The 13811-nt window shown below is 67.9% G+C and carries 13 protein-coding genes; 5 read left to right on the top strand and 8 right to left on the bottom strand.

The genetic code is table 11. From position 1 onward, the window contains the following. Window positions 1–91: 91 nt before the first annotated feature. Window positions 92–1786, top strand: coding sequence for a VWA domain-containing protein (locus NMD1_RS19240; RefSeq protein WP_125956578.1), 1695 nt, complete (start codon window positions 92–94; stop codon window positions 1784–1786). Window positions 1787–1907: 121 nt separating this feature from the next. Further along, window positions 1908–2450, top strand: a complete 543-nt coding sequence (locus NMD1_RS19235; RefSeq protein WP_125956576.1) for a helix-hairpin-helix domain-containing protein — start codon at window positions 1908–1910, stop codon at window positions 2448–2450. Window positions 2451–2457: 7 nt separating this feature from the next. On the opposite strand, the gene NMD1_RS19230 is transcribed toward NMD1_RS19235, so the two are convergent. The 4 genes from NMD1_RS19230 to NMD1_RS19215 are packed head-to-tail and all read right to left on the bottom strand — an operon-like array spanning window position 2458 to window position 5898. Continuing rightward, window positions 2458–3078, bottom strand: a complete 621-nt coding sequence (locus NMD1_RS19230; protein WP_125956574.1) for a DUF2238 domain-containing protein — start codon at window positions 3076–3078, stop codon at window positions 2458–2460. Window positions 3079–3082: 4 nt separating this feature from the next. Further along, window positions 3083–4207: a glycosyltransferase family 2 protein gene (locus NMD1_RS19225; protein WP_124808456.1), complete on the bottom strand. Its 1125-nt coding sequence runs from the start codon at window positions 4205–4207 to the stop codon at window positions 3083–3085. A 13-nt stretch (window positions 4208–4220) separates the two neighbouring features. Beyond that, on the bottom strand, window positions 4221–5279 hold the full coding sequence (gene leuB, locus NMD1_RS19220) for a 3-isopropylmalate dehydrogenase (protein ID WP_125956571.1): 1059 nt from the start codon (window positions 5277–5279) through the stop codon (window positions 4221–4223). 13 nt (window positions 5280–5292) lie between these two features. Then, window positions 5293–5898, bottom strand: coding sequence for a DNA repair protein RecO (locus NMD1_RS19215; protein WP_125956569.1), 606 nt, complete (start codon window positions 5896–5898; stop codon window positions 5293–5295). A 91-nt stretch (window positions 5899–5989) separates the two neighbouring features. Between NMD1_RS19215 and apaG the strand changes: the two genes are divergently transcribed. Next, window positions 5990–6388, top strand: coding sequence for a Co2+/Mg2+ efflux protein ApaG (gene apaG, locus NMD1_RS19210; protein ID WP_124808459.1), 399 nt, complete (start codon window positions 5990–5992; stop codon window positions 6386–6388). 19 nt (window positions 6389–6407) lie between these two features. Further along, window positions 6408–7214 carry a LysR family transcriptional regulator gene (locus tag NMD1_RS19205; RefSeq protein WP_125956567.1) on the top strand — a complete coding sequence of 269 codons (807 nt, stop codon included), beginning with the start codon at window positions 6408–6410 and terminating at the stop codon, window positions 7212–7214. Between the two features lie 27 nt (window positions 7215–7241). Here NMD1_RS19205 and NMD1_RS19200 read toward each other — a convergent pair whose 3' ends face one another. Then, window positions 7242–8441, bottom strand: coding sequence for a multidrug effflux MFS transporter (locus NMD1_RS19200; RefSeq protein WP_233497860.1), 1200 nt, complete (start codon window positions 8439–8441; stop codon window positions 7242–7244). 146 nt (window positions 8442–8587) lie between these two features. Between NMD1_RS19200 and dinB the strand changes: the two genes are divergently transcribed. Then, window positions 8588–9730 carry a DNA polymerase IV gene (gene dinB / locus NMD1_RS19195; RefSeq protein WP_124808462.1) on the top strand — a complete coding sequence of 381 codons (1143 nt, stop codon included), beginning with the start codon at window positions 8588–8590 and terminating at the stop codon, window positions 9728–9730. Window positions 9731–9887: 157 nt separating this feature from the next. Here dinB and NMD1_RS19190 read toward each other — a convergent pair whose 3' ends face one another. The 3 genes from NMD1_RS19190 to NMD1_RS19180 all read right to left on the bottom strand — a co-directional run bounded on the left by NMD1_RS19190 (window position 9888) and on the right by NMD1_RS19180 (window position 13809). Then, window positions 9888–10832 carry a copper resistance protein B gene (locus NMD1_RS19190; RefSeq protein ID WP_223806503.1) on the bottom strand — a complete coding sequence of 315 codons (945 nt, stop codon included), beginning with the start codon at window positions 10830–10832 and terminating at the stop codon, window positions 9888–9890. Between the two features lie 2 nt (window positions 10833–10834). Further along, a complete protein-coding gene (locus NMD1_RS19185) occupies window positions 10835–12565 on the bottom strand; it encodes a copper resistance system multicopper oxidase (protein WP_125956562.1) in 1731 nt (576 codons plus the stop codon). A 71-nt stretch (window positions 12566–12636) separates the two neighbouring features. Then, on the bottom strand, window positions 12637–13809 hold the full coding sequence (locus NMD1_RS19180) for an aminotransferase (RefSeq protein ID WP_125956559.1): 1173 nt from the start codon (window positions 13807–13809) through the stop codon (window positions 12637–12639). Window positions 13810–13811: the final 2 nt, after the last annotated feature.

Here is a 13811-nt window from a genome sequence, read left to right as displayed (position 1 = left end):
GGCCCGGCAACGTCCCGCAACGTTCAGTCACCATTCACGGCGCGGACGGTGTTCTTCCCTTCGAGGATCGGATGGAGAAGGGGACCGTAGCATGAGAGGATTCAAGGCCGCCGTGGCGCTTTCGACCGCCGTTGCCCTGCTGGCCGGGTGCGCCGCGAAGCAAGCCGCGCCGGAGAAGGCCGTGGGCGCCGCGCAGGGTGTGGACGAGACGGTGAACGACGTCGTGGTAACCGCGCAGCGCGCCGGTCCCGTAGCCAACCTCCAGTCACCGCCAGCATCACCGCCGCCGCCTCCGCCGCCGATGTATGCGCCAGCGCCGGCCATTGCCCGCGCCGAAGCGGTGCGGGGCAAGGGATTCGTCCCGCCGGTGGTGGTGCCGTCCGATCCGGGCAACGAGCGCTATGACGGCAAGGAGGTCAGCCCGGTCCATCTGACGCGGGCCGAGCCGGTCTCCACGTTCTCGATCGACGTCGACACGGGCGCCTACGCCAACGTTCGCCGCTTCCTGTCGCAAGGACAGATGCCGCCGAAGGACGCGGTGCGGACCGAGGAACTGATCAACTACTTCCGCTACGATTATCCGCTGCCCGAAAAGCGCGAGGCGCCGTTCAGCGTGACCACCGACGTGGCGGTAACGCCGTGGAATCCCGATACGCGCCTGCTGCGCGTGGGCTTGCGCGGCTATGACCTGCCCCGTGCAAGCCGCCCGCCGGCGAATCTGGTGTTCCTGGTCGACGTTTCGGGCTCGATGAGCGATCCGGACAAGCTGCCGCTGGTCAAGAGCGCGCTGGCCGGGCTGGCCGACGAACTGGGCGAGAAGGACCGCGTCTCGATCGTGGTCTATGCCGGCGCGGCGGGCATGGTGCTGGAGCCGACCAACGACAAGGCCAAGATCCGTGCCGCGCTCGACCGGCTGAACGCGGGCGGTTCGACGGCGGGCGGCGCGGGGCTGCAACTGGCCTATCAGGTGGCGCGCGGATCGTTCATCGACGGCGGAGTGAACCGCATCCTGCTGGCCACCGACGGCGATTTCAACGTGGGCGTGTCCGACACCAAGGCGCTGCTGCAGATGGTCGAGCGCGAGCGCGACAGCGGCATCACGCTGACTACGCTGGGCTTCGGGCAGGGCAACTACAACGAAGCGATGATGGAGCAGGTCGCCGATCACGGGAACGGCAACTACGCCTATATCGACAGCGCGCTGGAGGCCCGCAAGGTGCTGGCCGAGCAGATGGCGTCCACGCTGTTCACCATCGCCAGCGACGTAAAGATCCAGGTGGAGTTCAATCCCGCCGTGGTCTCGCAATACCGCCTGATCGGCTACGAGAACCGCGCGCTGCGCGAGGAGGACTTCGACAACGACAAGGTCGATGCGGGCGAGATCGGCGCCAGCCATCAGGTCACCGCGATCTACGAGGTGGTGCCGACGGGCGGCAAGGGCTGGATCGCGCCGCGCAAGTACGAGGATGCCCCGGCGGTGGCCGCCACCACGAAGGCGGGCGAAATGGCCACGGTCAAGCTGCGCTACAAGCTGCCGCGCGAGACCGCCTCGCGCCTGATCGAGCGGCCGGTACCGACGCGACTGCTGGCGGGCGCCGCCGCCCCTTCGGGCGACATGGCCTTTGCCGTGGCGGTGGCCGCGTTCGGCCAGAAGCTGCGCGGCGATACCATGCTGGGGGCATGGTCCTGGCCCGATATTGTCCGGCTGGCGGGGCCGCAGCGCGATTACTGGCGGCAGGAATTCGGCAAGCTGGTGTCGGTCGCCGGATCGCTGCAGAAGGAATAGCGTGCTTGACCGGCCCGCTCACCCGTTGATCTGACTTGGCAACACGCCCGCGCCGTGGGAAAGGCGCGGGCGTGTAAGGCTTGCCGGGGGATGTCCGGTGCGCCGGGTTGGGGAGCGTTTCATGGTCGATTGGATCGAGGCGAACTGGATTGTGGCGGGCGCGGCCGTGGTGCTGGCGCTGCTGGTCATCTGGTGGCTGTTCGGGCGGGTAAAGCCGGCTCCCACCCGGCGTGAATTCGATGACGTTCTGTCCGAAGGCGCGGCGCCCGCGCAGCGCAACACCGCGCTGATCGATGCGCCGCCCGCCGCCGCCATTCCCGCGATCACGCCTCCGCCGGGCGTGGAGCTGATGGCGGGCCTGGGCGAAGTGGTGGCCGCCGCCGCGACCAGCGAACTGACGCAGGTTGCGGCATCGGCTGATGATGAAGCGGACGACCTTTCGAAGATCAAGGGCGTAGGCCCCAAGCTGCGCGCAGCGCTGACCGAACTGGGCGTGACCCGCTATGCCCAGATCGCCGGCTGGACCGACGAAGACATCAAGGCGATCGATGCGCGCCTGGGCACGTTCGCCGGCCGCGCGACGCGCGACAACTGGGTGGACCAGTGCAAGTTCCTCGCCAGTGGTGACACCGCCGGCTACGAGGCGAAGTTCGGCAAGCTGTAGGCGGGCGCTACTTGCGGCGCAGGGTGAGCCACAGCGCGGTGCAGACCGCTCCGACGGCGGCGCAGGCCATGTCCTTCTGCGCGTCCCACATATCGCCCTGCTGGCCGTTGTAGGCGTCCGCGTCAGCGCCGGCCATGACGACCGTCAGCAGCCATTCGAAGATTTCGTAGAAGGCGCTGGCGCCCAGCACGAATTCGACGGCGAGATAGACCGACAGGCCCCGTCGCACGCCGCCGTGGCGCGCGAGCCATGCCGATACGGGTGGCACCATCAGCAGCCCGAAGCTGAAATGGACCAGCCGATCATAGCTGTTGCGGCGCAGGCCGAACAGGCCACCCGGCGCGGGAAGGCCCAGCGCGCGCGCCCAGGCATCGTATGGCACGTTGGAATAGATGTAGCGGCCGCCCAGCGTGTGCAGCGCCAGGAACAGGCAGATGCAGGCCACGGCGCCGGTCGGGATCGGCCAGCGGCGCAGCGCCAGCGCCAGGCCGCCGGCAATCACCAGCGTCGGCAGGTTCTGCAGCGGAGCAAGGTGCGGGAAGGGCGTGTCGATCAGGCTGAACAGCGCGCCCGCCGCTGTCAGTAGTAGCAGCGCGGCCTGCGGCCGGGGCAGGCGCGCGCCGTTCACCGGATCAGTACTTGCCCCAGACGAACTTGGACGAGAGCGCGAAGTTCCACACCGAACCCAGCACGATGCCCACGATCACCGCGACGAAATCGTGGAAGCCCATGGCCTTGAGCGCCGCTGCCGAACCGACGTTGGTGAGCAGGCCCAGCGAGCAGGTCATGGCGAACTTGGCCCAGCCGCGCATCAGCGGGACGAAGCCGCGCAGCCGCTTGTCGGAATAGGTCAGCTCGTTGTTCAGCACGAAGTTGAAGGTCATCGCGATCACGGCGGCGATCGTGTTGGCCACGTTGAAGGTCACGTTGCTGGACCAGTGGCCATAGACGAAGCGTTCGCCCAGCAGCAGGTGCAGCACCAGCCACAGCGCGCTCATCTGTACGCCCACGCCCAGCGCACCCACGGTGCCGAACAGGGCGAAGCGGGTGGGGATGAAGCGGCCCAGCCACTTGTCGTAAAGGCCGATGAGGAATTCGAACACGACCGTCTGGTCGAGCTTGGATTCCCCGTCCAGCCTGGCCGCGAAATGCAGCGGCAACTCCTTGACGCGCAGCGGCGCATCGACCGTGGCGAGAATGTCGAGCAGGATCTTGAAGCCCACGCCGGAAAGACGGTGCGCATCGGCGCGCAGCGTTTCGGCGCGCAGCATGAAGAAGCCGCTCATCGGGTCGGACAGCTGCACGCCGGTCACTTTGCGGGCGATCCGGTTGGCGAGGCCCGATGCCTTGACGCGATCGGGCCGGCCCCAGGCATCGACGCTGGCGCCTTCGGCGAAGCGCGAGGCGTAGGCGAGGTCGTATTCCCCGCTTTTCACCGCCGCGAGCATTTCGGGCAGCAGCGCGGGATCGTGCTGGCCATCGGCGTCCATCACCGCCACGATCGGGGCGGCGGTGGCGCACATGCCCTCGATCGCGGCGGAGGCAAGGCCACGCCGCCCGAAGCGCTCGATTACGCGGATGCGCGCATCCTGCTGCGATATGGCGCGGGCTTCGTCTGAGGTGCCGTCCGGGCTGTTGTCGTCGACGAAGATGGCTTCCCACGCGATGCCGGCCAGCGCGGCGTCGAGCCGGGCGACCATGGGGGCAAGGTTCTTGCGTTCCTTGAACGTGGGCAGGATGACAGCGAGTTCGATCATAAGGGGCGGGCCTTTACAGCCTTGCCAGCACGGCGTCACCAATTTCCGTCGTTCCCGCCGTTCCGCCAAGATCGCGGCCGAACACGCCGTCTTCCAGCGCGGCTGCCACGGCGCGTTCGATACGGTCGGCCTGTTCGGCCAGACCCAGCGAGTGGCGCAACAGCATCGCGGCGGACAGGATGGTGGCCATCGGGTTGGCCAGGCCTTTGCCGGCGATGTCGGGCGCGGAGCCGTGAATCGGTTCGTACAGGCCGAACGTGCCGTATTCGGTCTGGCGCTCGCCAAGCGAGGCCGAGGCGAGCATTCCGATCGAGCCGACGCACATGCTGGCCTGATCGGACAGGATATCGCCGAACAGGTTGCCGGTGACCATCACGTCGAACTGGCCGGGGTTGCGCACCAGCTGCATCGCCGCGTTGTCCACGTACATGTGATCGAGCGTGACGTCGGGATATTCCTTTGCGACTTCGACGATCACGTCGCGCCACAGCTGCGAGGTTTCGAGCACGTTGGCCTTGTCCACCGAGCAGACGCGGTGCGCGCGGGTGCGCGCGGCGCGGAAGGCGACGTGGGCGATGCGACGCACCTCGCTTTCCGAATAGGACATCACGTCATAGCCTTCGCGTTCGCCGCTGGCGGTGGTGCGGAAGCCTTTTTCGCCGAAATAGACGTCGCCGTTGAGTTCGCGCACGATCAGCAGGTCGATGGCGGAAGCGACTTCGGGGCGCAGCGCGGAATGATCCTCAAGGCCCTTGAACACCTTGGCCGGGCGCAGGTTGGCGAACAGCGTCAGTTCCTTGCGCAGCCCCAGGATCGCCTGTTCGGGGCGCAGGTGCCGGTCCAGCGCGTCGCAATCGGGATCGCCCACCGCGCCGAACAGGATGGCATCGGACTGGCGCGCGATCTCCAGCGTCGCGGGGGGCAGCGGATGGCCGTGGGCCTTGTAGGCCGCGCCGCCGACGGGGGCCTGCTCCATGGCGATATCGCCCAGGCCAAGCGCTTCGATCACCCGTACCGCTTCGTGCGTCACTTCGGGGCCGATGCCGTCGCCCGGCAGAACTGCGATCTTCATGTGCATCCCTCAATCAAGCGTCCATGCGTTTCAGCCGGTCCAGCAGAATCGCGCGGGCCGCCATAACATCGCGGTGGCGATCGGCAAGCAGGCGGTTCCCGATGGCCGTGCCATGCCGGTCCAGGCGGTTCAGGAGCGCCGGCCAGTCCTCGTCCGCCGGCGGGGCGGGGGCTGCTCCATAGCCCACTTCCCGCAGTAGCAGCGCTTCGTACCCCGCCAGCGCCCGTGCCCAGCCGCGCGCGGAAGGAGCATGGCATATCGCATCGAGCGTCGCCCCCAGCGCGGCGTGAAGCGCGGGATAGGGATAGCCTTCGGGCAAGGTCGCGGCGGTCAGCGCGCAGGCCCAGCCGATCGCCGCGCTGGGCAGCGGTTCGGTCAGCCATGGTCCGCGGCTGGTGACGAGTTCGATCCGCGCGGAGGGAAGCTGGCTGTCGTTGCGCGCGCGCAGATCGGCGTCCAGCACGTTACCCGGGATCAGCAAGGGTCGCATTTCCCGTCCGCGCGCACCCGCGACATAGGCGGCGACAAGCCCGTGATCGGCGGTCAGCATGCGCACCACGGCCCCGTGTTCGCCGTGGGCGCGGACGGCGCAGAGGATGGCGGGCGCGCGAATGTGCATCGCGTTTTCCTGTGGGGGCCAAATCGCATTCGGGCAAGCGCGACAATTCCTTGATTGGAACCGGAGCCGATGTGCGATAGGCTCCCAAGGTATGAAGCAGCTCTTCCAGCATGCCGCAGTGACGGAGGGCGTGACCGTCCGGGTCGCGGTCAATTTCCTGCCCGAACAATCCCGCGTAGATGCGGGCAAATGGTTCTGGGTCTATCACATCCGCATCGAGAACGACTCGGCGCAGCGGTTCCAGCTTCTGTCGCGCCACTGGCGGATCACCGACGGGCGCGGCAACGTGAACTTCGTCGATGGCGAAGGCGTGGTGGGCGAACAGCCGTTGCTCGAACCGGGGCAGACGCACGATTACGTTTCCGGCTGTCCGCTCGGCACGCCGCAGGGCAGCATGGAAGGGCACTACACCATGCAGCGCCCGGACGGATCGCTGTTCGAAGTGGCGATCCCGTTCTTCCCGCTGGCCGCTCCGGCCACCGCGAACTGACGCAGGGAAGGAAACGAGGATGAAGCGGACGCACCTGCCGCTCAATGGCCTGCGCGTGCTCGATGCGGCGGCGCGGCACCTTTCGTTCACCCGCGCGGCCGATGAGCTGGCGGTGACGCCGGCGGCCGTGGGGCAGCAGATCCGCGCGCTGGAAGACCTGCTTGGCGTGGTCCTGTTCCGTCGCACCTCCAAGGGTCTGGAACTGACCGACGAGGCGCTGGCCGGGCTGGATGCGATCCGCGAAGGCTTCCTGCGGTTCGAGGAAGGCGTGCAGGCGATGCAGGCCGGCCAATCGAGCCATGTCTATACCATCGCCTGCCCGCGCGACGTGTTCGCCGCCTGGCTTTCCCCACGCCTTGCCAGCTTCCGCGCAAGCAACGACCAGTTGCGCTTCGCGCTGGTGGGGGGCGATGTGGACATCGATTTCACCGAAGCCAATCTCGATCTGGCCGTGCGCTGGGCCGAAGGGCCGGGCGATCTGGAAGGCATCGCGCTGGGCGAAGCGGCGGTGATCGTCGTGACGGCCGTCGGCAGCGATGGCGGCGACGCGCCGTGGATCGGCTGGCCGGGCGATCCCGCGCCGGGCGGTGAAGGTGCGGACGTGGCATTTTCGGTCGGCGATGCCGGCACCGCGATCAGCGCTGCCGCCGCCGGGCTGGGCAAGGCGCGCGTGCCGGTGCTGCTGGCGCAGACTGCCCTCGCCGAAGGGCGTGTCGCCGCCGTGGGCGAAGCCGAGCCGAGCCGGCGCGGTTATTGGCTGGTCGCGCCGCTGCCGCAATGGCGGCAGAAAAAGGTCAAGGCGCTGATCGCCGCGCTGACGGACTGATCCGCGTCGGGCGCGAAGCCTGCTGCCTCAGTGGTCGACGATGATGCGCGGCGTTCCGGGCGGGTGCAGGCGGCGGAACAGGCGTCCCTTCTCGCTGAACAGCACCAGCATCAGGGCCAGGATTCCGGCGGCCAGGAAGGAAACCGCGAGCGGGCGCGCGGTGCCGTCGAACGCCTGCCCGATCATCATGCCGATGAACGAGCCGAGCGCCATGCGCATGAACGCCTGGACCGAACTGGCCGCGCCGGCGATCTTGGCGAAGGGCTGGAGCGCGATCGAGCTGAAATTGGCGCCGACGAAGCCCATCAGGCACATGTTCATGGCGATCAGCGGCATGAACTGCCACAGCGTCTGGTGCGGGCGCGTGGCGAAGAACACCTGCAGACAGCTTACGCCGATATAGACGAACAGCGCCGTGTGCGACACGCGCCGTGCGCCGAAGCGTTCGACGATGCGCGAGTTGGAGAAACTGGCGCAGGCCATCGTCACCGCCGTCGCGCCGAACAGCAGCGGAAAGGCGCTGCCCGCGCCGAAGTGTTCCGCCACCAGCTGTTGCGAGGAATTGATGTAGCCCAGCAGCGCGCCGAACATCAGCGATCCGCCAAGGACATAGCCGATCGACGCGCGGTTCGAGGCGGCGGCGATCATGTTCACCACGATCGCCGTCGGATTGATCGGCTGCCGGAATTCCGGCCGCAGCGTCTCGTCGAGCCTGAGGGCGACCCACAGCCCGACCAGCGCGGCCATCACCGCCAGCATGATGAAAATCCAGCGCCAGCCTGCGAACAGCAGCACGAACTGCCCCACGCTGGGCGCCAGCATCGGCACGACCATGAACACCACCGAGATCGTCGACAGCATTCGCGCCATGCGATCGCCGCTGTGGCGATCCCGGATGATCGCACCGGGCAGAACCGTAACGCCCGAGCTGCCGACCGCCTGCAGCGCCCGCAGCACCAGCAGCGTATCGAAATCCCGCGCCATCGCGCAGGCCAGCGAGAACGCGATGTACAGGCCCAGGCTGGTCAGCACCACGGGGCGCCGGCCGAAGCGGTCCGCCAGCGTGCCGGGCAGCAGCGCTCCCACGCCGGCGGAGAGCAGGAACACGCCCACCACCAGTTGCCGTCGGTTGGGGTCGGTCACGTTCAGGTCGTGCGCGATCTGGCCCAGCGCCGGCAGCATGCCGTCAATCGCCAGCGCCTGCAGCGCCATCAGCATGGCCATCATCGCCACGAATTCGCGTCCCCTGGGCGTTCCTCGCGTTTCCTCTGGCTGGTGGTGGTTCTCGCTAGTCATTGAAATCGGGGTAGTCCGTTCGGGGGATTCACCCCAGCCCTTTATGCCCTGGGGCGAAATAGGCTAGCCTGCAAATCATGGAACCGGCGCGAAACGATCCCGGCGAGGAAGAGTCCGGCGACGGGCTGCGTAAGATCATCCATGTCGACATGGATGCCTTCTATGCCAGCGTCGAACAGCGCGACGATCCTGCCCTCAAGGGCAAGCCGGTGGCGGTCGGCGGTTCGTCGGAGCGTGGGGTGGTCGCGGCGGCAAGCTACGAGGCGCGGGTATTTGGCGTGCGCTCCGCCATGCCATCGGTCCGGGCGGCGCGGCTGTGCCCCGGCCTGATCTTCCGCAAGCCCCGGTTCGATGTCTATCGCGGTGTATCGCAGCAGATCCGCGCGATCTTTCACGACTACACGCCGCACGTCGAACCGCTGGCGCTGGACGAGGCCTATCTCGACGTCACCGACGACATCCGCGGGATCGGCTCCGCCACGCGCATCGCCGAATTGATCCGCCAGCGCATCCGCGCGGAAACCGGGCTGACCGCGAGCGCGGGCGTATCGTACAACAAGTTCCTGGCCAAGCTGGCGAGCGACCAGAACAAGCCCGATGGCCTGTGCGTGATCCGGCCGGGCGAGGGCGCGGCCTTCGTCGCCGGCCTGCCGGTGCGCCGCTTCCATGGCATTGGTCCGCGCGGCGCGGAGAAGATGGCGGGGCTGGGGATCGAAACGGGCGCGGACCTGCTGGCGAAGGACCTGGCGTTCCTGCGCAGCCATTTCGGCAGCCTGGCGGATTACCTCTATCGCGCCGCGCGCGGGATAGACCTGCGCCGGGTGCGCGCCGACAGGCCACGCAAATCGGTGGGTGGCGAGCGGACGTTCGATCGTGACCTGTCTTCCGGCCCTGCCTTGCGGGAGGCGCTGGAGCGGATCATCGACATCGTATGGGACCGTATCGAACGGGCGGGCGCGCAGGGCCGAACAGTCACCCTCAAGATGAAGTCCATCGATTTCACCAATATGACGCGGGCGAAATCGTCCCCGCGCGCGGTGGCGGACAAGACCGTGTTCGCCTCCATGGCGCGCGATCTGCTGGAAGCCGTGCTGCCCCTGCCGCAACCGATCCGGCTGATGGGCCTCACGCTCTCCGCGCTGGAAGGCGATCACGACGACGACGATGCGGAGCCGCAGTCCGGGGAGGCGGGGCGGCAGCAGGCGGAACTGCCGTTTTGAGGGGGCGACGGGGTGAGTGATATGGTGGGACGGTTACAGTACAACGATAGCGTTCAGAACGCACATTAGGGCAAGCATGAGCATGAAAGTGCCGACCACAAGGCAGCCAAACGTGGTTCGATCAGGCTTTCGGCGATTGGTCATCGCGCCTTGCCGCCTAGAACCAGCTTCGGACGCCGATCGCCAGACTGACGGTTGAGGCCCTTTCGCCGGCCAACGCCCCAAGGCGGGCGGTTTCACCGAGCCGGCGTTCCCAGTGGACGCCGATGTAGGGCGCAAGCTGGCGTGTGATCTGGTAGCGTAGCCGCGCCCCGGCTTCGAGCCGGTCGAAGCCCGCGCCGGTGCGCAGTTCGGGCACGTCCTGGAACGCGGCGTCAAGTTCCACGGCGGGCTGGAGGATGAGGCGGTTGGTCAGCCGCAGGTCGTAGCTGCCTTCGACGCGGGCGTGGACATCGCCCTTGTCCGAGACCAGCAGCTGCGCTTCCACATCGAACCAGTAGGGGGCCAGGCCGTCTATCCCGAACGTGGCGTACGTGCGTTGCGGGCCGGGCTGGAAATCGTGGCGGACGCCGGCTTCCACGTTGAAGTAGGGCGCGATGGCGTGGCGCCACAGGGCGCGCAGTTCGATCCGCTCCGCCGTTTCGCCGAACGCGCCTTCGCCTTCGCTAGCGATGACCAGCTTGTCCAGATCGGCGCCGATCCAGGCCTCGCCTTGCCAGCCATAGCCGTCACGCCCCCGGACGGCGCGGTATTCCAGCCGGTCGACGATCAGCGCGTTGCCGAAGAAGCGGCCTTCCCTTGCCAGATCGGCACGCGCGGCGGCCATGCGCGCGGGATCGAAGAAGCGGTCGGCCGGATGGTCGGTGGGGACGGGGGGAGGCGGTGCGTCGCCGGGCGTGTCGGCATCGTCTTCATCCGAGGCGGGCATGGCGTGCCCCGCGTGCGGATCGCTCTGCTCCATGCCCTGCATCGGGTGGCCCGAATGATCCATGGCGCCCATGTCGTGTCCCGCGTGAACATCCTGGGCGTGGGCATCCTGTGCGTGGGCGGGCATGGCCAGCGTGAACGTGGCGGCGGCGAGCAGGAGGGGCAGGGCACGCACGGTCACGCCTCCCCTTCGCGGCGCACGGTGACGACGCGCATCATCCCCGCGTGCATGTGCAGCAGCATGTGGCAGTGGAACGCCCAGTCGCCCTCGGCATCGGCGGTGAGATCGAACGCGACCTTGCCGCCCGGCAGGACGTTGACCGTATGCTTGCGCGGGCGATGCCCCGGATCGCCGGTGACGAGTTCGAAGAAGTGGCCGTGCAGGTGGATCGGGTGCGGCATCATCGTGTCGTTGATCAGGGTAACGCGCACCCGCTCGCCCAGCCGGAACGGGATGGGCTTCGCGCCGCCCGAGATCGTCTGGCCGTCGATCGACCACATGTAGCGTTCCATGTTGGCGGTCAGGTGGACGTCGATCTCTCGCGTGGGCGTGCGCTTATCCGGGTTGGCATCGCGCGCGCGCAAGTCGGCATACGTGAGGACGCGGTGGTCCACGTCCTCCAGGCCGGTGGGGCGGTCGGCCAGCCGGTCCACCGGCATCGGCGCGATCATGGCGACGCCCGGCCCCATCTTCACCGACGGCGCGTTGGCGCCATCGCGCATGGCCATCGAATGGTGCATTTCGCCCATGCCCTTCATATCCATGCCCATATCGCGCATGGTGAGGACCGGGCGGGAGCGGATCGGCGGGATCGGCGCCACCATCCCCGGCTGGGTGGCCAGCGTGGCGCGCACCTGTCCGCTGCGGTCCAGCGCCTCAGCCACGATCGCATGCGGGGCGGCGCCTGCGGGCGTGACGATCACGTCGTAGGTTTCGGCGATAGCGATCTGTATTTCATCGGTTTCCACCGGCTGAACATCCAGTCCGTCGGCGGCGATCACGGTCATCGCCAGGCCGGGAATGCGCAAGTTGAAGTTGGTCATGGCGGATGCGTTGATCACGCGCAGGCGCACCCGTTCGCCGGGGGCATAGAGCGCGGTCCAGTTCGCCGCGCTGTCATGCCCGTTGACGAGGTAGCTGTAGGTGCTGCCGGTCACGTCGGAAATGTCGGTCGGGTCCATGCGCATCCCGGCCCAGGCGAACCGGTCCTTCGCGCTTTGGTCGCGCCCCGCCAGCAGGCCGGACAGCGTCTGCTTGCGCATGTTGAACGTGCCGCTCATCGCCTTCAACTGGCGCATGATCGCGTGCGGATGGAGCGGGCTCCAGTCGGCCAGCATCAGCACGTATTCGCGATCGTATGCCACGCCGGAAGACGTGGCGGGATCGATTACGATCGGGCCGTAGAGGCCGATCGCTTCCTGCATGCCCGAATGGCTGTGATACCAGTAGGTGCCGGCCTGCCGGACGGGAAATTCATAGGCGAACGTCTCGCCCGGATCGATGCCGGGGAAGCTGAGGCCGGGCACGCCGTCCATCTGGAACGGCACGAGCAGCCCGTGCCAGTGGATCGAGGATTGCTCCCGCAACCGGTTGGTCACGTCGATCCGCACGGTCTGCCCTTCGCGCAGGCGGATCAGCGGACCGGGAATGGAGCCGTTGATGCTGACGGCGGCGGCTGATCGCTTTCCCACCGAGAACCGGCTTTCCCCGATCGTCAGCGCGATCCGATCGCCGCTGAGTGCGGCACCGATGCCGGCCGTTGCGTCGGGGCCGGTTGCCATACCATGATGGCCGCCGTGCGCGCCGCGCGCCCAGGCGGGGAACAGCGGGGCCAGCGTAGCGGCAAGCGCAAGCGCGCCTTGTCCCATGAGCAGGTCACGGCGGTTGAAAACAATAGGTTCGGCCATGGACCGGGAGATAGGCGCTGGTGGCCCATGTCGTCCAGCGGCGCAATGCGCGCCCTGTGAAAGAACGCGGTTTAGAGGCTCTCGCGCCAGCGGGCGAGACGGAGGACGGCTTCTTCCAGCATCGCCGCCGGCTTGCAGTGGCACAGGCGCAGGATCGACGTGGGGCCGTCGGGGCCTTCCCACAGCGCGGAGAGCGGGATCGAGGCGACGCCCGCCTCGCGCACCGCGCGCTCGCTGAACGCGCGATCGTCGAGCGCGATGCCCGAGGCCGCAAGGTCGATGCAGGCGAACCATGTCGCCGCGTTGTCGAGCACCGCGAAGCCTTCACGGCGCAGGCCGTCGATCAGCACGGCGCGCGAGGCGGCCCAGCTGGCCTGCCGTCCGGCGGCGATGGCGGGATCGGCCAGTGCGTCGGCCAGCGCCCACTGGAGCATCGGCGGTGTGGTGAAGGTCAGGAACTGGTGCGCGCGGCCCAGCACGGTGGCCATGGCCGGCGCGGCGACCATCCAGCCGACTTTCCAGCCGGTGGCGCCGAAGATCTTGCCGGCCGATCCGATCTTGATCGTGCGCTCCGCCATGCCGGGCAGGGCCAGCAGCGAACGGTGCGGCTTTCCGTCGAACCGCACGTTCTCCCAGACTTCGTCGCAGATCGCGATCAGGTCGTGCGCCACGCACAGCTCCGCCAGCACGGCAAGTTCCGCGTCGGACGCGATCGTGCCGGTGGGGTTCAGCGGATCGTTGAGAACGAGCGCGCGGGTGCGCGGCGTGATCGCGGCGGAGATGGCGTTGTGGGAATAGCGCCAGTGCGGCGGGCGCAGCGGTACGAACACCGGTATCCCGCCGGCGCGGCGCACCAGTGGCGCATAGGCGTCGTAAGCCGGGGCGAACAGGATCACCTCGTCGCCGGGGCTGACCACGGCCAGGATCGCGGCGGCTACGGCTTCGGTCGCGCCGGAGGTGACGATCACGTTGTCTCGCGCAAGGGGCAGCCCTTGGGCACGGGCATAGAAGCCGGCCACGGCATCGCGCAGTTCGGCGAGGCCGGCCATCGGCGGATACTGGTGCGAACGTTCGCGCGTGGCGCGGACGACGGCCTCGACCAGTTCGGGCGGCGGCGTATCGTCCGGAAAGCCCTGGCCCAGATTGATCGCGCCCTGTTCGCGGGCAAGGCCGGACATATGTTCGAAGATGGTGACGGGCATCCCGGTATAGACCGGACTGAGGCGTTGCGCGGGCGTGGTCATCG

Source organism: Novosphingobium sp. MD-1 (genome assembly GCF_001014975.1).
GTDB lineage: Bacteria > Pseudomonadota > Alphaproteobacteria > Sphingomonadales > Sphingomonadaceae > Novosphingobium.
This window is presented reverse-complemented; position numbering and strand designations above follow the sequence as displayed.

Bases quoted from the DNA above. Each gene is read 5' to 3' on its own strand.
- NMD1_RS19240 (WP_125956578.1), top strand. From the start codon at position 92: ATGAGAGGATTCAAGGCCGCCGTGGCGCTTTCGACCGCCGTTGCCCTG.
- NMD1_RS19225 (WP_124808456.1), bottom strand. From the start codon at position 4,207: ATGATCGAACTCGCTGTCATCCTGCCCACGTTCAAGGAACGCAAGAAC.
- NMD1_RS19215 (WP_125956569.1), bottom strand. From the start codon at position 5,898: ATGCACATTCGCGCGCCCGCCATCCTCTGCGCCGTCCGCGCCCACGGC.
- NMD1_RS19235 (WP_125956576.1), top strand. From the start codon at position 1,908: ATGGTCGATTGGATCGAGGCGAACTGGATTGTGGCGGGCGCGGCCGTG.
- NMD1_RS19205 (WP_125956567.1), top strand. From the start codon at position 6,408: ATGAAGCGGACGCACCTGCCGCTCAATGGCCTGCGCGTGCTCGATGCG.
- NMD1_RS19180 (WP_125956559.1), bottom strand. From the start codon at position 13,809: ATGACCACGCCCGCGCAACGCCTCAGTCCGGTCTATACCGGGATGCCC.
- dinB (WP_124808462.1), top strand. From the start codon at position 8,588: ATGGAACCGGCGCGAAACGATCCCGGCGAGGAAGAGTCCGGCGACGGG.
- NMD1_RS19200 (WP_233497860.1), bottom strand. From the start codon at position 8,441: ATGATGGCCATGCTGATGGCGCTGCAGGCGCTGGCGATTGACGGCATG.
- NMD1_RS19185 (WP_125956562.1), bottom strand. From the start codon at position 12,565: ATGGCCGAACCTATTGTTTTCAACCGCCGTGACCTGCTCATGGGACAA.
- apaG (WP_124808459.1), top strand. From the start codon at position 5,990: ATGAAGCAGCTCTTCCAGCATGCCGCAGTGACGGAGGGCGTGACCGTC.
- leuB (WP_125956571.1), bottom strand. From the start codon at position 5,279: ATGAAGATCGCAGTTCTGCCGGGCGACGGCATCGGCCCCGAAGTGACG.